Annotated in this window: 21 protein-coding genes; 16 read left to right on the top strand and 5 right to left on the bottom strand. The window is 68.9% G+C overall.

The annotated features are described in order from the left end of the window. Positions 1 to 53: 53 nt before the first annotated feature. Positions 54 to 2,318, bottom strand: coding sequence for an NADP-dependent malic enzyme (locus tag NOV86_RS05940; protein ID WP_267640368.1), 2,265 nt, complete (start codon positions 2,316 to 2,318; stop codon positions 54 to 56). A 64-nt stretch (positions 2,319 to 2,382) separates the two neighbouring features. Beyond that, positions 2,383 to 3,465: a M24 family metallopeptidase gene (locus NOV86_RS05945; RefSeq protein WP_267640369.1), complete on the bottom strand. Its 1,083-nt coding sequence runs from the start codon at positions 3,463 to 3,465 to the stop codon at positions 2,383 to 2,385. 131 nt (positions 3,466 to 3,596) lie between these two features. Between NOV86_RS05945 and NOV86_RS05950 the strand changes: the two genes are divergently transcribed. The 6 genes from NOV86_RS05950 to NOV86_RS05975 all read left to right on the top strand — a co-directional run bounded on the left by NOV86_RS05950 (position 3,597) and on the right by NOV86_RS05975 (position 9,088). Beyond that, positions 3,597 to 4,097, top strand: coding sequence for a COX15/CtaA family protein (locus tag NOV86_RS05950; RefSeq protein ID WP_267640370.1), 501 nt, complete (start codon positions 3,597 to 3,599; stop codon positions 4,095 to 4,097). Positions 4,098 to 4,181: 84 nt separating this feature from the next. Continuing rightward, positions 4,182 to 5,861 (top strand): Na+/H+ antiporter NhaC family protein, encoded by a 1,680-nt coding sequence (locus NOV86_RS05955; protein ID WP_267640371.1) that lies wholly within the window; start codon positions 4,182 to 4,184, stop codon positions 5,859 to 5,861. 88 nt (positions 5,862 to 5,949) lie between these two features. Then, positions 5,950 to 6,735 carry a transporter substrate-binding domain-containing protein gene (locus tag NOV86_RS05960; protein WP_267640372.1) on the top strand — a complete coding sequence of 262 codons (786 nt, stop codon included), beginning with the start codon at positions 5,950 to 5,952 and terminating at the stop codon, positions 6,733 to 6,735. A gap of 9 nt (positions 6,736 to 6,744) precedes the next feature. Beyond that, a complete protein-coding gene (locus tag NOV86_RS05965) occupies positions 6,745 to 7,452 on the top strand; it encodes an amino acid ABC transporter permease (RefSeq protein WP_267640374.1) in 708 nt (235 codons plus the stop codon). After that, positions 7,449 to 8,207, top strand: coding sequence for an amino acid ABC transporter ATP-binding protein (locus NOV86_RS05970; RefSeq protein ID WP_267640376.1), 759 nt, complete (start codon positions 7,449 to 7,451; stop codon positions 8,205 to 8,207). The genes NOV86_RS05965 and NOV86_RS05970 overlap by 4 nt, the downstream gene beginning before the upstream one ends. Then, complete coding sequence (locus NOV86_RS05975; protein WP_267640378.1) at positions 8,204 to 9,088, top strand: amino acid ABC transporter permease; 885 nt, start codon at positions 8,204 to 8,206, stop codon at positions 9,086 to 9,088. Before NOV86_RS05970 ends, NOV86_RS05975 begins: the two co-directional genes overlap by 4 nt. 126 nt (positions 9,089 to 9,214) lie before the next feature. On the opposite strand, the gene NOV86_RS05980 is transcribed toward NOV86_RS05975, so the two are convergent. Then, positions 9,215 to 10,570 carry a S8 family serine peptidase gene (locus NOV86_RS05980; RefSeq protein WP_267640379.1) on the bottom strand — a complete coding sequence of 452 codons (1,356 nt, stop codon included), beginning with the start codon at positions 10,568 to 10,570 and terminating at the stop codon, positions 9,215 to 9,217. Positions 10,571 to 10,795: 225 nt separating this feature from the next. Between NOV86_RS05980 and bioB the strand changes: the two genes are divergently transcribed. The 4 genes from bioB to bioD all read left to right on the top strand — a co-directional run bounded on the left by bioB (position 10,796) and on the right by bioD (position 15,039). After that, a complete protein-coding gene (bioB, locus tag NOV86_RS05985) occupies positions 10,796 to 11,911 on the top strand; it encodes a biotin synthase BioB (RefSeq protein ID WP_267640380.1) in 1,116 nt (371 codons plus the stop codon). A gap of 15 nt (positions 11,912 to 11,926) precedes the next feature. Then, complete coding sequence (bioU, locus tag NOV86_RS05990) at positions 11,927 to 13,009, top strand: (S)-8-amino-7-oxononanoate synthase BioU (protein WP_267640381.1); 1,083 nt, start codon at positions 11,927 to 11,929, stop codon at positions 13,007 to 13,009. A gap of 111 nt (positions 13,010 to 13,120) precedes the next feature. Beyond that, complete coding sequence (locus NOV86_RS05995) at positions 13,121 to 14,326, top strand: aminotransferase class I/II-fold pyridoxal phosphate-dependent enzyme (RefSeq protein WP_267640382.1); 1,206 nt, start codon at positions 13,121 to 13,123, stop codon at positions 14,324 to 14,326. Then, positions 14,323 to 15,039: a dethiobiotin synthase gene (gene bioD, locus NOV86_RS06000; protein WP_267640384.1), complete on the top strand. Its 717-nt coding sequence runs from the start codon at positions 14,323 to 14,325 to the stop codon at positions 15,037 to 15,039. The genes NOV86_RS05995 and bioD overlap by 4 nt, the downstream gene beginning before the upstream one ends. Positions 15,040 to 15,121: 82 nt before the next feature. Here the strand turns inward: bioD and NOV86_RS06005 are convergent, their stop codons facing one another. Both NOV86_RS06005 and NOV86_RS06010 read right to left on the bottom strand, forming a co-directional pair. Continuing rightward, a complete protein-coding gene (locus tag NOV86_RS06005) occupies positions 15,122 to 16,594 on the bottom strand; it encodes a hypothetical protein (RefSeq protein ID WP_267640385.1) in 1,473 nt (490 codons plus the stop codon). A 94-nt stretch (positions 16,595 to 16,688) separates the two neighbouring features. Continuing rightward, positions 16,689 to 18,188: a replication factor C large subunit gene (locus NOV86_RS06010; protein ID WP_267640386.1), complete on the bottom strand. Its 1,500-nt coding sequence runs from the start codon at positions 18,186 to 18,188 to the stop codon at positions 16,689 to 16,691. A gap of 135 nt (positions 18,189 to 18,323) precedes the next feature. On the opposite strand from NOV86_RS06010, the gene NOV86_RS06015 reads away from it, so the two are divergent. The 6 genes from NOV86_RS06015 (at position 18,324) to NOV86_RS06040 (ending at position 23,552) form a co-directional block, all read left to right on the top strand. Beyond that, entirely contained in the window at positions 18,324 to 19,436 is a 1,113-nt protein-coding gene (locus tag NOV86_RS06015) for a metal ABC transporter substrate-binding protein (protein WP_267640388.1), read from the top strand. Then, the gene (locus NOV86_RS06020) at positions 19,433 to 20,176 is read left to right on the top strand and encodes a metal ABC transporter ATP-binding protein (RefSeq protein ID WP_267640389.1); all 744 of its coding nucleotides are present in this window, start codon (positions 19,433 to 19,435) and stop codon (positions 20,174 to 20,176) included. Before NOV86_RS06015 ends, NOV86_RS06020 begins: the two co-directional genes overlap by 4 nt. A gap of 2 nt (positions 20,177 to 20,178) precedes the next feature. Next, the gene (locus tag NOV86_RS06025) at positions 20,179 to 21,087 is read left to right on the top strand and encodes a metal ABC transporter permease (protein WP_267640391.1); all 909 of its coding nucleotides are present in this window, start codon (positions 20,179 to 20,181) and stop codon (positions 21,085 to 21,087) included. A 103-nt stretch (positions 21,088 to 21,190) separates the two neighbouring features. Further along, positions 21,191 to 21,772 carry a flavodoxin domain-containing protein gene (locus tag NOV86_RS06030; protein ID WP_267640393.1) on the top strand — a complete coding sequence of 194 codons (582 nt, stop codon included), beginning with the start codon at positions 21,191 to 21,193 and terminating at the stop codon, positions 21,770 to 21,772. 4 nt (positions 21,773 to 21,776) lie between these two features. Continuing rightward, positions 21,777 to 22,640, top strand: a complete 864-nt coding sequence (locus NOV86_RS06035) for a hypothetical protein (protein WP_267640394.1) — start codon at positions 21,777 to 21,779, stop codon at positions 22,638 to 22,640. A 72-nt stretch (positions 22,641 to 22,712) separates the two neighbouring features. Next, complete coding sequence (locus tag NOV86_RS06040) at positions 22,713 to 23,552, top strand: SDR family NAD(P)-dependent oxidoreductase (protein WP_267640396.1); 840 nt, start codon at positions 22,713 to 22,715, stop codon at positions 23,550 to 23,552. Positions 23,553 to 23,643: the final 91 nt, after the last annotated feature.

Raw genomic sequence — 23,643 nt, forward strand, 5'->3', positions numbered from 1 at the left:
CTGGGAAATCAGTCTAACACGTTCGAAAAGAACGACGGGCAGGAGGCCGGGCGCTACTCGTTCTGCTGGGCGTCCACGACCGCCACGCCAGCCAGGTTCACGATGTCCTTGACCTCGTCACCGCGCTGGAGCACGTGGACCGGCTTGTCCATGCCGACGAGCATCGGGCCGATGGCCTCTGCGCCGCCGAGGCGCTGGAGGAGCTTGTAGCCGATGTTCCCGGCCTCGAGGTTCGGGAAGACCAGCACGTTCGCGGGTTCGTCGAACTCGGCGAACTCGTAGGTCCCCTCGAGGATCTCCTCGACGACCGCGGTGTCGGCCTGCATCTCGCCGTCGACCGGGAACTCGACCTTCGGGTCGTCCCGGAGCATCCGGGCGGCCCGGCGGGGCTTGCGCGTGCCGGGGTTGTCGACCGAGCCGAAGTTGGAGTACGAGAGCATCGCGACGCGCGGGTCGACGTTGAACCGGCGGGCGAGGTCGGCGGTGTGTTCGGCGACCTCGGCCAGTACCTTCGCGTCGGGGTCCTGGTTGACCGTCGTGTCGGCACAGAAGATGACGCGGTTCTTGAACGTCAGCATGTAGACGCCGGCCGCGTAGTTGGCGTCCTCGCGGGTGCCGATGACCTGCAGTGGCGGGCGCAGCGCCGACGGGTAGTGGTGGGTCAGCCCGGTCAGCATCGCGTCGGCGTCGCCGCACTCGACCATCACGCTGCCGAAGTAGTTGGTGTCCCGGCGGATCATGTCGACCGCCTCGCTCTTGGTGAGGCCCTTGCGCTTGCGGATCTTGTAGAGCCGGTCGGCGTAGTCCTCGTACTCGCCGTCGGCCTCGCGCGGGTTGGCGATCTCGGGGTCGAACTCCAGGCCGAGGCGCTCTTTCGTCTTCTCGATGCGGCTCGGGTTGCCGATGAGGATGGGTTCGGCGATACCCTGCTCTTCGAGCTGGTAGGCGGCGCGGATCATCTTCTCGTCGTTCCCCTCCGCGAGCGCGATGCGCTTGGGGTCGGACTTGGCCTTGTTCAGGACGACCCGCATCATCTCGCGGGACTTCCCGAGGCGGGCCTCCAGGCGCTCCTCGTACGCCTCGAGGTCGAGTTCTTTACGGGCGCAGCCGGAGTCCATCGCGGCGTCGGCGACGGCGGGAGCGACCTCGAACAGCACGCGGGGGTCCAGCGGCTTCGGGATGATGTAGTCCGGGCCGAACTGGAGCGGCTGGTCGCCGTAGGCCTTGACGACCGCGTCCGGCACGTCCTGCTTCGCGAGGTCGGCGAGCGCCTTCGCGGCGGCGACCTTCATCTCCTCGTTGATCTCGGTCGCGCGCACGTCGAGCGCACCGCGGAAGATGAACGGGAACCCGAGGACGTTGTTGACCTGGTTCGGGTAGTCGGAGCGTCCGGTCGCCATGATGACGGTGTCGTCGCGGGCCTCCTTGGCCTCCTCGTAGCCGATCTCGGGGTCGGGGTTGGCCATCGCGAAGACGATGGGGTTCTCGGCCATCGACCGGACCATCTCCTGGGAGACGAGGCCGCCGATGGAGAGGCCGACGAAGACGTCGGCGTCCTCCATGGCGTCGGCGAGGTCGCCACCGGGCACGTCGCGGGCGAACTCCTGTTTGTACTTGTTCACGTCGCCGGCGTCGGCGCGCTCCTGCGTGATGATGCCCGAGGAGTCACACATCGTGATGTTCTCCCTCGAGGCACCCAGAGAGACGTAGAAGCGGGCGGTCGCGAGGGCGGACGCCCCGGCACCGGAGAAGACGATGTCGAGCTCTTCGATGTCCTTCTGGGCGATCTCGCAGGCGTTGACGAGGGCGGCACCCGAGATGATGGCGGTGCCGTGCTGGTCGTCGTGGAAGACGGGGATGTCCATCTCCTCGCGGAGCGTCTCCTCGATGGTGAAACACGCCGGCGCGGAGATGTCCTCCAGGTTGATGCCGCCGAAGGTGGGCTCCATCGACCGGACGGAGTCGATGATCTTCTGCGGGTCGTCCTCGTCGAGTTCGACGTCGAACACGTCGATGTCGGCGAAGCGCTTGAACAGGACGCCCTTGCCCTCCATGACCGGCTTCGAGGCCTGCGCGCCGATGTCGCCGAGGCCGAGCACCGCCGAGCCGTTGGAGACGACGCCGACGAGGTTGCCCTTCGCGGTGTACTTGTAGGCGTCGTCGGGGTTCGCCGCGATCTCGTTACAGGGGGCGGCGACGCCCGGCGAGTACGCCAGCGAGAGGTCCCGCTGTGTGTTCGTCGGCTTCGTCGTCGAAATCTCCAGTTTGCCGGGTGGCTCCTCCGCGTGATACTCGAGTGAATCCTCGTCGATTCCCATACTCGGACCCACCACGGGGTGGGACAAAAAGCTAATCGAAAGGACAGTACGACAGTCGTCGAAGTCAGGCCGACAGCACCGCGGGAATCGAGTACGTCTCGTCGTGGCCGACCGCCGAGACGCGCTGGATCGGCCAGCCGCCGGTGTCGGTCAGGCGGTCGACCATCCCGTCGGCCGTGACCAGGACCGTGTCCGCCCGGCGGACCCCCGGCAGCGAGGGCGTCCAGGCGTAGGCCATCGGCCCCTGCAGGAGCGTCTCCGAGCCGGGCGTCGCCAGCCACTCACGCCGGGCGTATCCCGTCGCCCCACCCTGCGGGTCGGCCTGCCACCGGTCGGGCGACCCGACCGCGTCGTAGGCCGACTGGATGGCGTCGAAGACCTCGCCCGCCGTCGCGGCCCCCGCCCCCGAGACCCCCGTCGCGGTCACCGCGTGCGCCGTCGCCTCGACCCGCGCCGCGGCCTCGTGGCGTGCCTCGAGCCAGTCCGGGGCGTCGAACGCGACCGTCCGGGTACAGCCCGCGTGCAGGCCGTCGCGCCGCCCCGTGACGGAGACGACGACGTAGTCGCCCAGCGCGAGCGCGGTCGGCGTCGGCCGGACGAACCGCTGGGCGCGCTCGGCCCCGCCGACGAAGATGCTCACCGGTTCGATGTCGCGGGCCGCCAGCGCGATGCGGACCGCCGAGCCGACCTCGTGCTCGGAGTCGCCGGACTGGAGTTCGCGACAGACCGCCTCGACCGCGCTCGCCACGTCCTGCCCGAGCTGGTCGTAGGTCTCCACGTCGCGGTCGACCAGTGGCTGGCGGACCGCGGCCGCGTCGATTCGCGCCAGCCCGTCGATGGCCACGTCCGCGGCTGCGTGCTCGCTGGCGCGGGCCGCGACCGCCTCTTCGAGGGACGACTCGTACCACGCGAACGTCTCGACCGACGCGTCGTCGGCGAGTTCCTCGGTCCGGAGCCGGTCGGCGTCCGGGCCGGCGAGGACGGTGACGCCCTCACCGTCGTACTTCGCGGCCGCGATGCCCAGGGTCGCGCTGGCGTCGATGCGGGTCTCGGCGCCCGTGAGCCACGCGACGTTCGCGGGGGTGCAGAACCACAGTTCGTCGTGTCCCTCCCGGTCGAGGAGGCCGTCGAGGCGGGTCGTAATCATGGCTTGAGGGCTCTCCCGTCGGGGCTTGAAACCTGCGGAGCGTGGTCGGGCGCCTGCGGAAACGGCGGCCAGTTCCCACGTGCCGGGCGCTTCCGCACACTTCATATGCGACGATTCCTGAGACACAAACCATGCAAGCGCTCAGCAGGCGCGGCGTCCGCATCCTCGCCGTCGTCACGACCGTCATGACGGGACTGCTCATCCTGCTCGGGGTCTACACCGCAGCCACAGGCACTGGTCTGACGTGCCAGGGTCGCTGGCCGCTGTGTGGCGGGCCCCTGTTCGGCCTGCTCCCACCGAACTACGCCTCCATCCCCGAGTGGGCCCACCGCTTCGTCGCCTCCATCACCGGCTTCTTCATCCTCGGGACGGCCTACGGCGCGTGGAAGGTCTTCGACCAGCGCCGCATCCACCTCGCGCTCGCGGTCGCCATCCTCGTCCTGCCCGTGCAGATCCTGCTCGGCCGCGAGACGGTCGTCACCTACACCGCACTCGTCCAGACGCTCCACCACGGCGCCGCCCTCGTCATCTTCGGTGGCTTCGTCAGCGCGACCGCGTGGATGTTCGACGGCTCGGAGACGCGCCACGGGTCCGCCAGCACGACCGGCCACGGCGTCAACGCCGACGACTGAGTGCGGGTCGGCGATCGCCAGCGGCTCTGAACTGTTAGAAACCAGTCATAAGTTTCTTCCGATAGTAGCGTGCCACTCGGGGACATGGCACTCGAGCAGATAGACGCAGGTGCGTGGTCGGTCGTCCCGGCGCTCGTCGCCATCTCGGCGGCGTGGTACAGCCGTGAGGCACTCATCGGGCTGTTCCTCGGCGTGCTCACGACAGGGCTCATCTACGGAGCCATGAAGCCGGCGGCCGTGGGCGTCCCCGCGGACATCGCGAGTGGCTCGCCGGCCCTCGGGTCGCTGCTCGGGACGTTCTTCGGACTGAAGACCATCCCGACGCTGGTGGCGACCGCCCCGCTGTTCGGCAGCGAGTGGTACATCAAGAACGTCCTCCTCGCGTTGTTCGCCATCGGTGGGACCATCGGGTTGATGATACGCGCCGGGGCGTTGCAGGGTGTCCTGCAGGCCCTCGCGTCGCGGGCGGAGGACGCGGGCGACGCCGAGAAGGCGGCGTTCCTGGCGGGCATCGCCATCCACATCGACGACTACTTCAACTGCCTCGTGGTCGGCTCGATGATGCGCCCGCTGACGGACCGGTACAACGTCTCGCGGGCGAAACTGGCGTACTACGTCGACAGCGCCGGCTCCCCGGCGGCTCGGCTCGCCTTCTACTCCACGTGGGGGGTCGCCCTCATCGGGTTCATCGGCGCGGGCCTCACCGCGGCGAAGACCCAGGGGACGCTCCCGCCGGGCATGAGCGAGATGGTCACCGGCTCCGGCGAGAACGCGAGTGCCGTCACCAGCGAGGTGTGGCCGCTCTTCCTGAACACCATCTTCACGGGCTTCTACTCGTGGGTCGCCCTCGTCATCGCGGCGCTGGTCGCGTGGCAGGTCGTCCCGAACTTCGGGCCCATGGCCCGCGAGGAGAAGCGTGCCCGCGAGGAGGGCAAGGTCGTCGGCGAGGACCACGACCCCATGCTCTCCCGGGAGATGGACGAGTACGAGATGGCCGAGGCGGCCGACCCGAACTGGGTCAACTTCGCCATCCCCATCGGCGCGATGATCCTCGTCGCCCTCGGCTCGATGTTCTGGACCGCCTCGCCGTTCGTCACCGCCGACCAGTACGACACGGTGTTCAGCGTCTTCGGCTACAGCCTGCTCCTGCCCGCCGGCGGGGAGTGGGGCTTCGCGCCCGGGTCGTTCGAACTCGGGCTCGCGGCGACGACCGCGCTCGTGCTCGCGTTCGTCCTGTACCGGCTCACCGGTGACATCCCCTCGAACGACGACGCGGCGAACGCCATGGTCCGCGGGTTCAAGGGCATCTTCCTCGCCGCGGCCATCCTCATGATGGCCTCCAGCATCCAGAACGCCGTGACGACCCTCGGCATCGCCGCGTTCGTCACGCAGTGGTTCCAGGGCGTCCCGGCGTACATCGTCCCCCTCATCGTGTTCCTCGTGACCGCGTTCGTGAGCTTCTCGGACGGCTCCTCGTGGTCGACCTACGGCATCATGTTCCCCATCGCCATCCCGGTCGCGCTGACCACCGGCGCGAACCTGCCCATCGTCATCGGCGCAGTGTTCTCCGGCGGTATCTTCGGCGACCACACCTCGCCCATCTCGGACACGACCGTGCTGGCCTCCTCGACCAGCGGCTCCGACCACATGGTCCACGTCCGGACCCAGATACCCTACGCGCTGCTGACCGCGGGCATCACGGCCCTCCTGCTCGTCATCGCCGGTCTGACCGTCCCGGAGGGGTTCCAGGTCATCCCGTACTGACCGGAACCCGCAAATTTCGCCGCGCGGCGGGACTAAACCGGGGGCCCTCATCGAACCGTTTAATAGCGACGGGACGAACCCGCATGGCATGGATAGACGTAGTTACCTCAAGGGTAGCGGTGCAGCAATCGTGGGCATGACCCTCTCGGGTTGTCTCGACTCGCTCTCGGGTGGGGGCGGTGGCGACGGCGACGACAAGACCATCGTCGCCGGGACGGCGTCCGGCTTCCCGCCGTTCGAGCTGAAGAAGGACGGCGAACTGCAGGGCTTCGACATCGACCTGCTCGAGGCCGTCGTCGAGGAGACCGACTACACGCTGGAGCAGTGGGACGACCTCGACTCGTTCGACTCGCTCATCCCGTCGCTCACCTCGAACAAGATCGACGTCATCGCCGCCGCGATGACCATCACCGAGGACCGCGACCAGACCATCGACTTCTCGGACCCGTACTACAGCGCGAACCAGTCCGTGCTCGTCAAGGCCGGCAGCGACTTCCAGCCCGGCTCGCTCGAGGACCTCCCCGGCAACAAGGTCGGCTCCCAGAAGGGGACCACCGGTGAAGGCATCATCACCGGCATGATCGAGGACGGCGACTTCAAGGAGTCCAACTACAAGGGCTACGACACCTACGTCCTCGCCGTCACCGACCTGGAGAACGACAACATCGACGCGGTCATCCTCGACGAACCCGTCGCCGCCTCCTTCGCCTCCGAGCGCGACGTCGAGGTCGCGTTCACCCACGAGACCGGCGAGCAGTACGGCTTCGGCGTCCGCACCGACGACGACGACCTCCAGGAGGCCCTGAACGAGGGGCTGCAGGCGGTCCGCGACAACGGGACCTACGAGCAGATAACCAAGGACTGGTTCCAGTAATCGAGACCCATGGTCTTCGACATCGTACAGCCGGACGTCGTCCTGCAGAGCTCCGACTGGGCCTACGTCCTCGAGAACCTCGACGTGCTCGTCTTCGAGGGAGCACGACTGACGGTGGTCCTCACCGTCTTCTCCATCCTCCTCGGGTTCGCGGTCGGCCTGCCTGCGGGCATCGTCGAGGTGTACGGCAGCCCGTGGCTCCGGCGGCCCGTCGAGGCCGTCGGCGTGGTGCTCCGGGCCGTGCCCCTGCTCGTCATCCTCATCTTCATGTACTACGTGTTCTCGGTGTCGAGCGACCCGGTGCTGGCGGGCATCATCGCCCTCGGGCTCCGCAGTGGAGCGTACCAGGCACAGATCTTCCGCGGGACGCTCCAGAGCGTCAGCGAGGGCCAGATGGAGGCCGCCCGGTCGGTCGGGATGTCGAAGCTCCAGGCCATCCGGCACGTCGTCGTGCCCCAGGCGCTCCGGCGCTCGATTCCGGGCTTCCAGAACGAGTTCACCATCGTCCTGAAGGACACGAGTATCATCATCATCCTCGGCGTCACCGAGTTGCTCGGCGTCACCGAGGACCTGTTCCTGCAGGAGAACCGGACGGGCGCGGCACTGGAGCTCATCCTCGCGGCGAGTGCCATCTACTTCGTGCTGACGTTCGTGACGAACCGCGGCCTCGACTACGCCGGCGAGTACTTCGGCGTCCCCTCGGGTGAGAACGCATGAGTGACCCACTACTGCGCGTCGAAGACGTGCACAAGAGCTACGGTGACGAAGAGGTTCTGAACGGCATCAGTTTCGAGCTGGACCGCGGCGACGTGGAGGTGCTGGCCGGGCCGAGCGGCTCGGGCAAGTCCACGCTCCTGCGCTGTGTGAACCGGCTCACGGAGATCGACTCGGGGGAGATCTACCTCGACGGTGAACTGGTCTCCGGCCCGGACACCGACGTGAACGAACTGCGCAAGCAGGTCGGCATGGTGTTCCAGGACTTCAACCTGTTCTTGCACCTGACGGCGCTGGAGAACATCACGCTCGGGCTGCGCCGGGTCAAGGGCGTCCCGAAGGCGGAGGCCCGCGACCGGGCGATGGACCACCTGAAGGAGGTCGGCCTCGCGGACCAGGCCGACTCCTACCCGGCGGAGCTCTCCGGCGGCCAGAAACAGCGCGTCGGTATCGCCCGGGCGCTCGCGATGGACCCGAAGCTCATGCTGTTCGACGAGCCGACCAGCGCGCTCGACCCCGAACTCGTCGGCGAGGTCACCTCGGTCATGCGCGACCTCGCGGACGAGGGCATGACGATGCTCGTCGTCACCCACGAGATGGGCTTCGCCCGCGAGGCCGCCTCGCGGATGATGTTCCTCGCGGACGGGAAACTGGTCGAGCGCGGGCCGCCGAGGCAGCTGTTCGAGTCGCCGGAGCAGCCCCGGACCCGGCAGTTCCTCGAACGCCTCACGACCATGCACGGTGGTGGCACGCCGTGAGCACCGCGGACTGGACCCGGCGCCAGGTCGGCGACGTGTCCCTCGGCGGCGGCACCCTGCTCGTCGCCGGCGTGCTGTTCTGGGGCTACCTCGTCACCCGGTGGCTCATCGAGTGGAACTGGGTCCCGTTCGGGACGCCCGGCGAGCCGCTGGTCGACCCGGCCGCGCTCGGCCTCGGACCGGGCTGGACGGTCGCCATCGGCTCCCTGCCGAGCCTCGCGGAGGGCGCGTACATCACGGTCGTCATCACGGTCGTCGCCATCGCGGCTGGACTGGTCATCGCGGTCCCGCTCGCGGTGTTCCGCGTCTACGGGAACCTCGGCAAGTACGTCTCGCTCGGGTTCACCGAACTCGTCCGCGGGACGCCCCTCATCGCCCAGCTCTACGTGCTGTACTACGGGCTGAACCTCTCGCAGTACTTCCGTGGACTGGCGACCATCGGCCCCATCGAACTCGACCCGGCGCTGTGGGTCGCCCTCGTCGGCTTCACCATCAGCAGCGCGGCCTACCAGGCCGAGTACATCCGGGCCGCCATCGAGAGCGTCGACCCGCAACAGCTCACCGCGGCCCGCGCGGTCGGGCTCACCCAGCGCGAGGGTATCCGCCACGTCGTCCTGCCACAGACGCTGCGCTACGGGATTCCGGGCTGGACGAACGAGCTCGTCTACCTCATCAAGTACTCGTCGCTGGCGACGTTCATCACGGTCTCCGAGCTGTTCCGCGAGGCCGACGCCATCGCCTCGGACACGTTCCGGTACACCGCGATGTTCACCGTCGTCGCGCTGATGTACATCGGCATCGTGCTGACCGCGACGAAGCTCATGAGCCACGTCGAGACGCGGGTCGCGATTCCGGGACTCGGCCAGTCCGAGGGACGCTGACGGCCCGCACCTCACCTTCTCACACGTCTCGTACGACCGGCGAGCCGTCGGCTCACCGGGCATCGAAGACGGGAGAACGGCCGGATGCGAACCTGGCGACGAGAACCGTCGGGGTGGTGCTGGTCGTCAGTCCGTGACGGCGGCCTCGACGTCGACGAAGCCGGAACCGTGGTACGGCTTGTCGCCGACGTCACGGGCGGTGCGCCGGAGGACGTTGCGGACCTTGTTGGCGCTGGTCTTCTCCTGCTGGCTGGCGACGAGCGCGGCGGCGCCGGCGACGTTCGGGGCGGCCATCGAGGTGCCGGCGACCCAGCTGTAACTGTAGTCGGCACCCAGATAGTTCCCGTCGTCGTCGAACGACGGGATAGCGACCGTGTTGAGCACCAGGTCGTAGTACCAGCCGGGGACGTCGTTCGCCGCGGCTTCGGGGTCGTAGTTGCCGCCGGGGGCGCTCACGTCGATGGCGTTGGTCCCGTAGTTCGTGTAGTTGGCGGGCGTGGTCGGCGGCTCCTCGAGACCGTCGTCGCCCCAGCCGAAGCCGATGGGGCCAGTCGCGGAGATGCTCATCACGTTCGCGGCCTCGTTCGGGAGGCTGATGGCCGGGAAGCAGTCGGTCGTTCCGTCGTCGTTCTCGACGCAGACGCGCCCGTCGTGCTGGAGGTCGGCGGCGTCGTTGCCCGCCGAGACGACGTACAGGGTGCCCTGGCGGCGCCCGTACGCCATCGTCGCGTTGAGCACCTTCCCGTAGAACGAGCCGATACCCTTCCGGGAGACGGGGTAGGCGCCGATGCTCATGTTGGCCACGTCACAGCCGATCTCGGCGGCGTACACCGCGGCGGCCACGATGTCGGCGAAGCTCGCCAGCGCGCTCGGCGAGAAGACCCGGCAGTCGACGATCTCGGTCGCCGGGGCGGTGCCCGCGACGCCGGCCTCGTTCTTGTCGTTCGCGGCGACGATGCCGGCGACGTGGGTGCCGTGGTAGCCGCCGTAAGGGCCGGCGGCGCCGTAGCCGTCGCCGGTGAAGTCCTGCGAGAGGTCCTCGTTCACGGCGTGTTCGAGGTCCGGGTGGCCGGCGGCGACCCCGGTGTCGACGATGGCGACGCGGGTGCCCTCGCCGCGGGTGACCTCGTGTGCTTCGGGGACGTTCTGGGCCTCCTTGCCCCACTGGAGGGGGTAGAGCGGCTCGTCCTCGAGTTCGGCGCCGACGTCCTGTTTCATCTCGGGTCTGTCGAGTTCGATCTCGACGTCGGGCGCGTAGTCGACGCCCGCGGCGTCGAGCGCCGATTCGGGGCCCTCGACGACCGTGAAGTCGACGGGGTCCATCGCGTGGACGACCGAGAGGTCGCCGCCGAGTTCGTCGGCGTCCGCCTTGACGATGAACCGGTCCGTGGACTCGGCCGCTGTCACGGTCGAGCCGACCGCGATACCGCCGAGTACTCCCCCACTGAGCTTGAGAACGTCACGTCTGGTGTGCTTCACCATGTCACTTATCGACGAGCACCGAGACTTAATATTTTCTACTTCGGTTGCTGAATTACCGTTGGGCATCGAAATAATAGCAGATATGACTGTACCTACGAAATCGATGTGGGTCGTCTATCATCCGGATACAGGGGTGCAACCGACCGCGATGACCGTCGCTTACCCGTGGGGTGCCTCGTCGGTCGAACCCCAACCATTATGGACTCGTCAACCGCGCTAGCTAGCGTGGTTTACGAGACAGGAAACAGGACGGTTGACGACGCGGTCGAGCGCGTGGTCGCGGGCGAGACGCTGGACCGGACCGACGGGCTCGCGCTCGTCGCCCAGCCGGTCGAGGACCTCGCGCCGGCCGCGGACTACATCCGTTCAGAGTTCGGCGACGACACCGTCGACGCCTGCTCCATCGTGAACGCGAAGGCCGGGAACTGCGCCGAGGACTGCGGCTTCTGCGCCCAGTCGGTCCACTTCGACACGGGCATCGAGAACTACGGCTTCCTCGGCCCCGAGAAGGTGCTCGAGGCCGCCAAGCGCGCCGAACGCGACGGTGCCCAGCGCTTCGGCATCGTGGTGGCCGAACGCGGCGTCTCGAAGGCGGAGCGCCCCGGGGAGTGGGCGGAGGTCATCGAGGCCATCCGCCTCGTCCGCGACGAGTGCGACCTCGACGTGGACGCCTCGCTGGGCATCCTCACCGAGGAGGAGGCCGCCATCCTCGCCGAGGAGGGCATCGAGCACTACAACCACAACATCGAGACCTCGCCGCGGTACTTCCCCGAGATCGTGGGCACCCACGACTTCGCGGACCGCGTGCACACGCTCGAGGTGGCCAGGGACGCCGGCATGGACCTCTGTGCGGGCGTCATCCTCGGGATGGGCGAGACGCCGACCGACCGGGTCGACGCGGCCATCGCCCTGCAGGACATCGGCGTCTCCTCGCTCCCGGTGAACATCCTCAACCCGGTCGCCGGCACCGAGCTCGGCGGGTCGGAGTCGGCCGACATCACCACCGAGGAGATACTGAAGACCATCGCCGTCTACCGGTTGCTCCACCCGCACGCCCGGGTGCGCCTGACCGGCGGGCGCGAGGTCAACCTCGCGATGGACGAGCAACACCTGCCCTTCGAGGCGGGCGCCGACGGCATCCTCACCGGCGACTACCTCACGACCGAGGGACAGAGCCCCGGCGACGACATCCGCATCATCGAGGAGGCAGGCCTGGAGCCGAACATGGAGACGAACGAGTTCGACGCGGAGGCGGTGAAGTCGGCCTCCGACGAGGACTCCGACCTCGGCACCGCCGCCGGGTCCGCGACCAGTACCGCCAGCCAGACGACCGACGACTGACTTCCAGCCCCAGCTATGGACGACATCACCTTCGCCGTACTCGGCACCGGCGGCATCGGCCGACGAACACTCGACGTGGCACAGCACAAGGACGGCGTGACCCCGGTCGCGGCCTGCGACCGCAACGGTATCGCGGTCGACCACGACGGCCTCGACGTCACGGAACTCCTCGACGCGACCGAGGGCAACATCGCGAGCGGCCCGGACGAGGGCGAAGACGACGCGGGAGACGACGACGTGCTGACCGACGGCGGCGCCCAGTCCGTCAAACAGCACGGCGAGGACGCCGGCGTCGTCGCCTCCGCACAGGGCGAGCCGACCGAGACGCCCATCCGGGACGTCATCGACGAGGCCGTCGCGGAGGACGTCGACGCGGTCCTCGTGGCGCTCCCGAACCTCACGCACGACTTCATCCCCCAGACCGCCGACCGCTTCGCCGAGGCCGGCTACGACGGCGTCCTCGTGGACGTGCTCAAGCGCTCGCGGGTCATCGGTATGCTCGACGAGCGCGAGGAGACCTTCGAGGACTGTGGCATGACCTTCGTCTGTGGCGCGGGCGCGACCCCCGGCTTCCTGACCGGCGCGGCCGCCCTCGCCGCCCAGTCGTTCGTCGAGGTCGACGAGGTCGAGATCTGGTGGGGCGTCGGCCTCAGGTCGGGCTACGAGGACAACCGCGGCACCGTCCGCGAGGACATCGCGCACCTCGACGGCTACGACATCGAGACCGCCCGCGACATGACCGAAGACGAGATCGAGGAACTCATCGACGAGCACGACGGCGTCCTGGAGTTCCACGACATGGAGCACGCCGACGACGTGCTGCTCGAACGCGCCGGTATCTGCGACGCCGAGGACGTGACCGTCGGCGGCGTCCTCGACGTGCGCCAGGACGAGAAGCCGACGACGACGACCGTCAGCGTCACCGGGACGACCTTCGACGGCGAGACGGGCACGAACACCTTCCAGCTCGACGACTGCACGAGCATGGCGGCGAACGTGAACGGCCCCGCACTCGGCTACATGAAGGCCGGCGTCCGGATGAACCGCGAGGGGCGCTACGGGGTCGTCGGTCCGGCGGAGGTCATGCCCGGCTTCTGAGGGTACGCGGACCCGCCGGGGAAGCCATCACTGGAGTGATTACTCTGGTTCGGGCCCACCTGTATCGAGATTCCGAACCGTTCAAGGTGGGATGTGCAAACACTGAACCAGATGAGCAACCGTGGGTTCGACCTCGACGAACGCGTCGCCGCCCGCCGCGACCGCGACCTCTACCGGGACCTCGCCCCGGTCGACCGGGTGGCAGAACGGAGCTACTTCGCTCCCGACCCGGGCGCCGGCCTGCCGGTCCTCGACGGCAGGCAGCACCTCGTGTTCGGCTCGAACAACTACCTCGGGCTGACCCAGGACGACCGCGTCCAGCAGGCCGCGAGGGACGCGGCCGAGGTCGTCGGGACGGGGGCGGGCGCGAGCCGGCTCGTGACCGGCGACACGCTCGCACACCGCGACCTCGAGATGCAACTCGCCGAGGTGAAAGACACCGAGCGCGCCCTCGCGTTCTCCTCGGGCTACGCCGCCAACGTCGGGACCATCGCGGCACTCTCGCCCGACGTCGTCTTCTCCGACGAGTTCAACCACGCGAGCATCGTCGACGGCTGCCGGCTCTCCGGCGCCGACACCGTCATCTACGACCACTGTGACCCCGCGTCGCTGCGCGAGGAGATGACCCACCGCGCCGAGACCCACGCCGGCGACGAGTCGTGGCTCGTGCTGACCGACAGCGTGTTCAGCATGGACGGGACGGTCGCGCCCCTCGCCGACATCTGCGACGTGGTCGAGGCGTTCGGCGCGTGGCTGCTGGTCGACGAGGCGCACGCGACCGGCCTGTACGACTACGGCGGCGGCGTCGTCCAGCGCGAGGGCCTCGAAGACCGCGTCCACGTCCAGCTGGGGACGCTCTCGAAGGCGCTCGCGAGCCAGGGCGGCTACGTCGCCGGCAGCGAATCCCTCGTCGAGTACCTCGTCAACACCGCCCGGTCGTTCGTCTTCTCGACCGGCCTGGCCCCGCCGGCCGCCGCGGCCGCCAGCGAGGCGTTGCACATCGCCCGCCACGGCGAGTGTCGCGACCGTCTCTGGTGCAACGTCGCCCAGCTCCGGACCGGGCTCGAGGACCTCGGCTACGAGGTGTGGGGCGACTCCCAGATCCTCCCTGTGGTGGTCGGCGACCGCGCGACCGCCCTCGACCTCGCCGAGGCGGTCCGCGAGCAGGGCGTCGTCGCGCCGGCCATCCGGCCGCCGACGGTCCCCGACGGGACGAGCCGCCTCCGGGTCGTCCCGATGGCGACCCACTCCCGGAGCGACATCGAGGACTGCATCGAGGCGTTCCGGGTCGCCGGCGAGGAGGTGGGGCTGCTGTGAGCGACCCCGGGCCGGCCCCCGGACCGACCCGGCGCCTCGCCGTCGTCGGGACGGACACGGGCGTCGGGAAGACGGTCGTCACCGCCGGCCTGACGGGCTGGCTCCGCGAGGAAGGCGTCGATGCCCGGGCCGTCAAGCCCTGCCAGACCGGCTACCCGCCGGACGACGACGCCGGGTTCGTGCAGGACGCCTGCGGGGATTCCGGGGCCGCGACCTGTCTCGACCGCTTGGAGCCGCCGCTCGCCCCCCGCGTCGCGGCCGAGCGCGAGGGCGCCGACCTCGACTACGCCGACGTCCTGGACCGGGCCGCCGCAGCGCTGGACGACCCCGCGGTCGGCATCCTCGAAGGCGTCGGCGGTCTCCGGGTCCCGCTCGCAGGTGAGCACGAGATTCTGGACCTCGTGGCCGACCTCGGCCCGACCACGATTCTCGTGGCTCGGTCGGGGCTGGGGACGCTGAATCACACCGCACTGTCGGTCGACGCGCTCCGCGACAGGGGCGTCCCGGTCCACTGCATCGTCCTGAACGAGTACGCGGGCGAGACGGTCGCCGAGCGGACCAACCCGGCGGAACTCGAACGCATGACCGGGCTGCCGGTGTACACGCTGCCGGAACTCGGACTCGACGGGCCGGCGGACGCGGTGGCAGGTGTCAGGGAGCACCTGCCCGCGGACGCATTGCCCCCGGAGATACTGCCGGCGCTCGACGGCTGAGGGCTGTCCTGTTCTGTCCTGCGAATTACGTCGAGAGAGACGGTGAGAAGAATCGCCGGGTCGGGATGGGGCCGCGACGTGCTTACGCGACGACGCGGGTCGGCGCCTGCTGGGCTGCGACGACGCGGCTGTCCTCGCGGTCGTCGTCGGCCTGCACGCTACCGGCCTGCTTCGAGTCGGTCATCGTGATGGTCACGTCGGAGTTGTTCCCCGTCGCGGTCGCCTGGCTCACGAACTGCTCGTGGCCGGCGAGGACGACGACCGTCTCGCTGTCGATGTCCACCATGCGGTAGGTGTGTTCGGTGTCCATGACGTACATGCCGTTCTGCTCGGTGCCGCGGGCGTCGAGCCACTGCTGGTAGATGTCGACGAACTCCTGCTTCTCGGCGGTGTCGTCGAAGCGGACCGTCCAGCCGTAGCCGTACTTGTAGTCGTCGGCGTAGCTGGTGTTCTGGAAGACCATCACGCGGTCGGCGCCCCAGCCCTCGGCCCCGGCGGCGGCGAGGTCACCGGAGACCTCGGCGCGCAGCGAGGAACGCAGGAACAGCTCGCCCTTCGTGGTCTTCTTGTACTGGTTCCAGACGGAGTCGTCGCCCTGCTCGACGGTCAGGTCCTTCGGGAGGTCCTCGGAGGGCATCTTGTTGTGCATGATCTGCTCCATCGAGACCGCGGGGTTGTCGTAGAGCTTCTCGAACTCGGCGGTGGAGTTCACCCGGAACTTGGTGTAGCGCTCGCCCATCACGTACGGGCCGAGCGTGTACATGGAGAACGCCGAGGAGTTCGACCACTGCGAGACCGAGCGCGAGACGGCCTCGCGGCCCATGTACTGCTCCTGGTACTCGCTCTCGAAGTAGACCGCGCTGCCCTCGATGAGGGAGGTCTCGACCTTGGCGAGGTTGACGCCGTCGGTGCGGAGGTTGGAGGCGAGGCGGTCCTGGCTACCCTGGTAGAACTGCACCGCGTGCAGGAACTCGTGGGCGGCCGTGATCTCGGCCTCGGAGGCGTTCTGGGTGCGACCCGGTGCCGGCGCGCCGTCCTGCTTCGCGATGTAGCGCAGCACGACGTTCACCTCGACGTTCCCGTCGGGGCTGGTCTGGGGCTGGGCGTAGCCGGCGACGTAGACGCTGGGCGTGCCCTGCGGGGCGATGCCCATGACGGCCTGGAAGGAGTCGTTGCTGAAGCCGAACTGGTCGAAGGTGTACGGGTTCGTCTGCTCGGGGCTCTTCGACTGGAGCGAGGGGCCCTTCGTGACGTTCGAGCCGGTCATCTCCAGGATGTTCCGGTAGACCTGGTCGGCGTCGAAGCCGAGACAGACGCCGGACTCCTGGACGATGTCGTCGTCGCCCTGCCCGGAGTACTGACAGGACTCCTTGGCGGGTTCGGACGTGGTCGTCTCTGTCGCAGTCTGGGTCGCGGTCTCGGTCTGTGCGGTCGTGGGTGCCGTCGTCGGCGCCTCCGTGTCCTCGACGGTCGTCGAGGTCCCCTGGGTGCCGGTGTTACAGCCTGCCAGCAGGAGCATGAGGGCCAACGTCAGCGCGAGAAGCGGGCGTTTCATCGGAAAACTACACGAAAGACAGGAGTCCCGAGACTTGAGCCTTGCGATATTTTTTCACGCAGGAACAGGTAAGAAGTTTAACTTTGTGTGAACGTCACATCCAGTCGTCCAGTCCGGACTGGCCGTCGTCGGTCTCCGCCTCCTCGTCTGCGGGGTCCTCGGCCGACTCGGCCGTGTCAGCCGTGTCCTCCCCGCCGAGGGTCTGCTGGCCGTCGTCGTCCGGGTCGTCCGCCGGTTCGCCACCGTTGGCCGCCGCCTCCTCGCCGCGGGTCGAGTCGCTCGCGAAGCCCTCGAACGCGCCGCCGGAGTGCTCGACGGCCTCGGTCTCGCGCAGTTCCTCGGCGTCGGCGACGATGTCCTGCACCTTGTTGGTGTCCTCGCCACTGCCCGTGACGAACGACACCTCGGCCGCGTCGAGTTCGTACACCGCGGCCATCCGGACGGTGAGGTCGCGGGGCTTGCAGTGGTGGGTCATCGTCGCGAGGAACGGCATCACGTCGCGTCGCGCCGTCGCGATGCTGAAGCCGCCCTTCTCGGCGATCTTCCGGGCGATGGCGTCGCGCTTCTTCCGGGTGCCCTTCGAGCGCCCGAGCTTCGACCAGTAGCTCGGCGGGCCGTACCGAGTCCAGCCACTGTGGTCGTGCCGGCGCGAAGCCGCGACTCCCGCGGCGACGTTGTCGGTGACGTAGCGCCAGAACGAGTAGTCCTGCGTCGAGCGCACCCGCCCGAGCCAGGTGTCGCCGCGGGCGAGGTAGCCGTAGGCGTCGGCGAGTTCATCTCCTCGATAATCCTTCGGGACGTTGTCCTCGACCCAGTTCAGCAGGTCGTCGGGCGTCTCGTCCACGTCGTAGGCCGCGTAGAGCGACTCCTCGGCGCCCTTGTTCTTGATGACGTCGTCGAGGAAGTCGAAGATGCCCTCCGTCTTGTCGCGCTCGCCCATCACCACGTCGTCGACGGTCAGGCGCTCCGCCTCCTCGGCGAGCGCCTGCAGGTCGTTGACCGCAGAGCGCAGGTCGCCACTGGTGTTCTCGGCGATCTTCTCCAGGGCCTCCTGCTCGTACTCGATGCCCTCCTTGCGGCAGAGGTCCCGCAGCACGGGCACGATGGAACGCTTCGAGACGTCGCGGAACTGGATCTCCTCGCAGGCGTTCCGGAGGCTGTTGCTCATGTCGTAGAACTCGTTCGCGATGAGCACGATGGGCTGGTTCGCCTCCTTGACGATGCGGGTCACCTCGCGCGAGCCGCCGTAGTCGCTGTTCCCGTGGAAGTTGTCGGCCTCGTCCACGATGAGCAGCTGGCGGCCGCCGCTGCCCCCGCCGAGCGTCTGGTTCTGCGAGGCGCGCCCGGCGAAGCGCTTGATGTCGTCCGCGGTGCGGGAGTCGCTCGCGTTCAGCTCCATCACCGGCCAGCCCATGTCGTTGGCCAGCGCGTGCGCCGCCGAGGTCTTCCCGACCCCCGGCGAGCCGTGGACGATGGCGGCCTGCCGGTGGTCGTCCCACGTCTCGGCCCACTGCTTCAGACTCTTGCGGGCCTTGTCGTTCCCCCGGACCTCCGACAGGGTCGTCGGGCGGTACTTTTCGGTCCAGTCAGCCATTGCACGGTGGTTGGTGTGAGCCGCGTTTAGTGGTTGCGGAGCGGCCATCGCGTCGCCCGGCCCCCGCGACCAGTATTATTAACAACCACTCTGAGATTAACAAGACATATTAACCAGCGCGTTTTCGTTAGCAACATGCAACGAACGACGCGCCGGGGCGTCCTTCTCGGGAGCGCGGCAGCGACAGCAGCACTCGCCGGCTGTCTCGGGTCCATGACGACCGGGTCCGAGGGCGGCGAGGGCGAGACGACGGTCCAGTCCTCGTTCTTCGTGGTCTCGGACTTCGCGAGCACCGTGGCGGGGGACGGCCTCGCCGTGAACAACCTGGTCCCCTTCGGCCAGCACGGCCACGGCTGGGAACCGGGGCCCGACGTCCAGCGGAAGGTCCTCGGGGCCGACGGTTTCGTCTACGTCGGCGAGGGGTTCCAGCCCTGGGCCGACAAACTCGTGCGGAACGTCCGCGACGACGGGGCGGACGTGGACGTCATCGAGGCCTGGGAGGGTATCGACCTGCTCCCGGCCGACGGCGGGCACGAGGAAGAACACCACGACGACGGTCACGACGAGGGGCACCACGACGAGGAGACGACTCACGACGGTGACCACCACGACGACGAGCACCACGGCGAGGAGACGACCCACGACGACCACGACGCAGGGCACGAGGACGCACACCACGACGAGGAGGAACACGACGACCACGACCACGGCTCGATGGACCCCCACTTCTGGCTCGACGCGGACCGGGCGACGAAGGCGGTCCGGACCATCGCCGACGGCCTCGCCCGCGTCGACCCGGAGAACGAGGCCACCTACGCCGAGAACGCGGACGTCCTGGCGGACCGCCTCGCGGCCATGGACGCGACCTTCGAGGAGCGACTGGCCGACCGGACGACCGACACCGTCCTCGTCGCGGGCCACAACTCCTTCCGGTACCTCGGGGACCGCTACGACTTCCACGTCGAGGCGTTGACCGGGCTCGCGCCGGACGCGACGCCCACGCCGAAGGACATCACGCGGACGCAGGCCGTCATCGACGAGCACGACATCGAGTACGTGCTCGCGCCGGTGTTCGAGTCCGACCGGGCCGCGACCCAGCTCGTCGCCGAGACCGACGCGACCGATGTCCTGCCCCTGACGCCGGTCCCGAGCCTCACCGACGAGTGGCACGAGCAGGGCTGGGGCTACGTCGACGTGATGGAGAACGTGAACCTGCCGTCGCTGGCGAAGGCGCTGGGAGCCGAATGAGCGTCGTCGAACTCAGCGACGTGACCTTCGGATACGGCGGCCAGCCCGCGGTCGAAGACGTCTCCCTGACCGTGGAGGCGGGCGACTTCCTCGGGCTCGTCGGCCCGAACGGGTCGGGGAAGACCACCCTGCTCCGGCTGTTGCTGGGGCTGGTCCGCCCCGACAGCGGCGAGGTCCGGCTCTTCGGCGAGCCGGCACACCGGTTCGCCGACGGGACGAAGGTCGGCTACGTCGCCCAGGAGACGACCGGGACCGCGAGCGGGATGCCCATCACGGTCCACGAGGTCGTCAGGATGGGCCGGTACCCCCACGTCGGCCTCGGGCGGTTCGGGCGCGACGACCGCGAGGCGGTCGCCGAGGCCATGGCGCGCGTCGGCGTCACCGACCTGCAGGACCGGCGCATCTCGGCGCTCTCGGGCGGCCAGCGCCAGCGGGTGTTCATCGCCCGGGCGCTCGCCGCCGAGGCAGACCTGCTCGCGCTGGACGAACCGACCGTCGGGGTCGACGCGGAATCCCGCGAGGAGTTCTACGACCTGCTCGGGGACCTGAACGCCGAGGGCCTCACCATCGTCCTCGTCGAGCACGACATCGGCGTCGTCACGGCCTACACCTCGACGGTCGCCTGCATCAACCGGGAGCTGTTCTTCCACGGGGACTCGCTCGACTTCTCCGAGAGCGACGCCCTCGCGGACGCCTACGGGGCGAACCAGCGACTGCTCGACCACCATCACCACCACTGACCATGCTCACACCGACTCTTTCCACGCTCTCCCTCCCCACCACGGCCCTCTTCCAGCCCACCTTCCTCGGGTTCTTCGCCGAGATGCTCGGCTACCCCTTCATGCAGCGCGCGTTCATCGCGGGGGTCTGTATCGCCGTCGTCGCGCCGCTGGTCGGGTCGTTCCTCGTCCACCGCCAGCTCTCGATGATCGGCGACACGCTCGCACACACCGCCTTCGCCGGGGTCGCCGTCGGCCTGTTCCTCGGCGAGACGGTCGGCCTCGGCGTCTCGCCGTACCTCACCGCGCTCGTGGTCGCCGTCCTCGCCGCGTTGCTCGTCCAGCTCCTCTCGGAGCACACCGAGGTGTACAACGACGTGTCGATGGCCATCGTCCTCACCGGCGGGTTCGCCCTCGGGACCGTCCTCATCAGCCTCACGAGCGGCGGTATCGCGGTCGGCATCAGCCAGTACCTGTTCGGGAGCCTGTCGACGCTGACGCGCCCCGACGTGGAGCGGCTGGTGGTCCTCAGCGCGGTCGTCGCGCTCGTGGTCGCCCTCGCGTACCGGCAGCTGCTCTACGTCACCTTCGACGAGGCGGCCGCCCACACCGCGGGGATGCGCGTCGACTGGCTGAACCGGCTGCTCGTCGTCCTCACCGCGCTGGTGGTCGTCGGCGCGATGCAGATGATGGGTGTCATCCTCGTCGCCGCGTTGCTGGTCGTCCCCGTCGCGACCGCCATGCAGATTGCCGGGAGCTTCCGGCAGTCGCTGCTGGTCGCCATCGTCGCCGCGCAGGTCGCGGTGCTCTCGGGGACGACGCTCTCGTACACCTACGGCATCGCCGCCGGGGGGACGATCGTCCTCGTCGCCATCGGGGGCTACCTGCTGGCAGCCGCGGTCGGCGGACTCGGGTTCGTGGGCGCCCGCTGAGTGGGTATCACCCACGCTACAGGTGTGACACTGTTCTCAGCACGAGAGAACCAGCGACAGCGGTTATCCCCCGGCCAGCGTATTCTCATATGGTGACAGATACATGGCCGACATCCTCGTGTGCTACGGGACCGGTGAGGGACAGACAGCGAAGGTAGCCGGGGCGATCCGGGAGGACCTCGCGGCGCGGGGACACGCGGTCACGACGGTCGACCTGACCGAGGTGCCGCCGGCCCTCGACGTGGCCGACTTCGACGCCGTCCTCGTCGGCGCGTCAATCCACATGGGCACCCATCAGGACCACGTCGCGGCGTTCGTCCGGGACAACCGGCAGGCACTCGCCGCGCGCCCGTCGGGGTTCTTCCAGGTGTGCCTCTCCAGCGCCGTCGAGGACGAGGAGCGCCAGCTGGAGGCTGCCCGCTACATCGAGGCGTTCGTCGAGCGGACCGACTGGCACCCGGACCGGGTCGCAAGCTTCGCGGGAGCCATCCGGTACTCCGAGTACGGCATGCTCAAGCGGGTCATGATGAAGAAGATCGCGAAGGAGGCGACCGGCGACACCGACACCTCGCGGGACTACGAGTACACCGACTGGCACGCGGTCGACGACTTCGCCGTCGGCTTCGCCGAGTACGTGGAGACGGAGCTAGGCGCCGACGAACCCGACGCGGCCACCCCGAGGTAGGTCGATGACGACCGCCCGCGTCACGCTGCCGCGGCGGCTGTTCGCCGCCTCGCTCGTGACGCTCCTCCTGACGGCCGTCGCGGCCGGTGTTGGCCTGCTCGTGCCGACGCTCTACCGCGACGCCGACCCGCTGCTCCCGCAACTGTACGGGCAGGACCTCCTGACGCTCTCGGTCGCGGTCCCCGCGCTCGCCCTGACGCTGTGTCTGGCGAGCCGCGGGTCGCGCCGGGCCTACGTGGCCTGGCTCGGCGTCACGGGCTACCTGCTGTACACCTACGCATCCTACGCGGTCATGACGGCGTTCAACCCGCTCTATCTCGTCTACGTCGCGCTGTTCGGCCTGACGCTGTTCACGCTCGTCGCCGGGCTCGTCCGGCTGGACCCGGCCGTCCTCCGCCGGCAGGTCGGCGACGGCCCGGTCCGGGCGGCAATCGCCTACCAGCTCGTCGTGGCGCTGCTGGTCGGCGTCCTCTGGCTGGCCGACGTGGTGCCCGCGAGCCTCTCGGGGACCACCCCGGCGGCCATCGAGAACACGGGACTGGTCACGCCCGTCATCCAGTCGCTCGACCTCGCGGTGCTCCTGCCCGCGTTCGCGCTCTCGGCGTACTGGCTGTGGCAGGGCCGCGCCTGGGGGTACGCCTTCACCGCCGTCCTGCTCGTGAAGGCGACGACGCTCGGGCTCGCGGTCCTGACGATGGTCGCCGTGATGCTCCGGGACGGGCAGGCGGTCCCGGCGCCACAGATCGTCATCTTCGGCGTCCTGAGCGTCGCGGGACTGCTCGTGACCGGCTGGTTCATCCGCGCCATCGGCCGGGACGCCGAGGCCGACCGAGCCGCGACGGTGACCGCAGGCGCAGGCGGGGACTGACACGCGTCGGCCACTGAGCCCGCGGTAACGTCCCCGAGACGACCTTTTGCCTGCTCGCGCCGTACACAGCCCATGAGAGACCTCTCGGAGACCGTCGCACTCGTCACGGGGGCGAGTCGCGGCGTCGGGCGAGGCATCGCGGTGGAACTCGGCACGGCAGGCGCGACAGTGTACGTCACCGGTCGGAGCGTCGACGACGACACCACCGAGGGCGTGCCCGGCACCGTGACGGAGACGGCGGAACTCGTCACCGAGGCCGGCGGCGAGGGCATCGCGGTCGCGTGCGACCACACCGACGACGAGCAGGTCGCGGCGCTGGTCGACCGCATCGAGGACGAGCATGGCCGGCTCGACCTCCTCGTCAACAACGTCTGGGGCGGCTACGAGGGCCACGACGAGACCTTCGGGTTCCCGTTCTGGAAGCAGCCCATCGACCGCTGGGACCGGATGTTCGACGCCGGCGTCCGGGCGCACTTCACGACCAGCCGGCTCGTGGCACCGATGATGCGCGCCCAGCAGGGAGGCCTCATCGTCGGTATCTCGGCCGGTGACGGCGAGAAGTTCCGCGGCAGTGTCCCGTACGACACCGCGAAGACCGCGGTCGACCGCCTCCACCAGGGGATGGCGTACGAACTCGAACCGGACGGGGTGACCTCGCTGGTGGTCTACCCTGGGTTCACCCGGACCGAGCGCGTGGTCGCCGCGTTCGAGTCGGTCGGCGACGACCTCCCCGAGAGCGCGCACTCGCCGGAGTTCGTCGGCCGGGCGGTCGTCGCGCTCGCGGCTGACGAGGACGTGTTCACGAGGACCGGTGGCATCTTCAAGGTCGGCGACCTCGCCCGCGAGTACGACTTCACCGACACCGACGGGAGCCAGCCGGAACCGTACGACCTGCCGACAGATCCGGTCTGAGCCGGTGGACCGCCACCGCGGTCGCCTTCGGCGGCGCCACGGGCGTCCCACGTCTCGGGAATCCGACGAACGCTTTTGTCTCCAGCAGTGC

Source organism: Haloarchaeobius amylolyticus (genome assembly GCF_026616195.1).
Lineage (GTDB): Archaea > Halobacteriota > Halobacteria > Halobacteriales > Natrialbaceae > Haloarchaeobius > Haloarchaeobius amylolyticus.

Bases quoted from the DNA above. Each gene is read 5' to 3' on its own strand.
- NOV86_RS05940 (WP_267640368.1), bottom strand. From the start codon at position 2,318: ATGGGAATCGACGAGGATTCACTCGAGTATCACGCGGAGGAGCCACCC.
- NOV86_RS05945 (WP_267640369.1), bottom strand. From the start codon at position 3,465: ATGATTACGACCCGCCTCGACGGCCTCCTCGACCGGGAGGGACACGAC.
- NOV86_RS05950 (WP_267640370.1), top strand. From the start codon at position 3,597: ATGCAAGCGCTCAGCAGGCGCGGCGTCCGCATCCTCGCCGTCGTCACG.
- NOV86_RS05955 (WP_267640371.1), top strand. From the start codon at position 4,182: ATGGCACTCGAGCAGATAGACGCAGGTGCGTGGTCGGTCGTCCCGGCG.
- NOV86_RS05960 (WP_267640372.1), top strand. From the start codon at position 5,950: ATGGATAGACGTAGTTACCTCAAGGGTAGCGGTGCAGCAATCGTGGGC.
- NOV86_RS05965 (WP_267640374.1), top strand. From the start codon at position 6,745: ATGGTCTTCGACATCGTACAGCCGGACGTCGTCCTGCAGAGCTCCGAC.
- NOV86_RS05970 (WP_267640376.1), top strand. From the start codon at position 7,449: ATGAGTGACCCACTACTGCGCGTCGAAGACGTGCACAAGAGCTACGGT.
- NOV86_RS05980 (WP_267640379.1), bottom strand. From the start codon at position 10,570: ATGGTGAAGCACACCAGACGTGACGTTCTCAAGCTCAGTGGGGGAGTA.
- bioU (WP_267640381.1), top strand. From the start codon at position 11,927: ATGGACGACATCACCTTCGCCGTACTCGGCACCGGCGGCATCGGCCGA.
- NOV86_RS05995 (WP_267640382.1), top strand. From the start codon at position 13,121: ATGAGCAACCGTGGGTTCGACCTCGACGAACGCGTCGCCGCCCGCCGC.
- NOV86_RS06005 (WP_267640385.1), bottom strand. From the start codon at position 16,594: ATGAAACGCCCGCTTCTCGCGCTGACGTTGGCCCTCATGCTCCTGCTG.
- NOV86_RS06010 (WP_267640386.1), bottom strand. From the start codon at position 18,188: ATGGCTGACTGGACCGAAAAGTACCGCCCGACGACCCTGTCGGAGGTC.
- NOV86_RS06015 (WP_267640388.1), top strand. From the start codon at position 18,324: ATGCAACGAACGACGCGCCGGGGCGTCCTTCTCGGGAGCGCGGCAGCG.
- NOV86_RS06020 (WP_267640389.1), top strand. From the start codon at position 19,433: ATGAGCGTCGTCGAACTCAGCGACGTGACCTTCGGATACGGCGGCCAG.
- NOV86_RS06025 (WP_267640391.1), top strand. From the start codon at position 20,179: ATGCTCACACCGACTCTTTCCACGCTCTCCCTCCCCACCACGGCCCTC.
- NOV86_RS06030 (WP_267640393.1), top strand. From the start codon at position 21,191: ATGGCCGACATCCTCGTGTGCTACGGGACCGGTGAGGGACAGACAGCG.
- NOV86_RS06035 (WP_267640394.1), top strand. From the start codon at position 21,777: ATGACGACCGCCCGCGTCACGCTGCCGCGGCGGCTGTTCGCCGCCTCG.
- NOV86_RS06040 (WP_267640396.1), top strand. From the start codon at position 22,713: ATGAGAGACCTCTCGGAGACCGTCGCACTCGTCACGGGGGCGAGTCGC.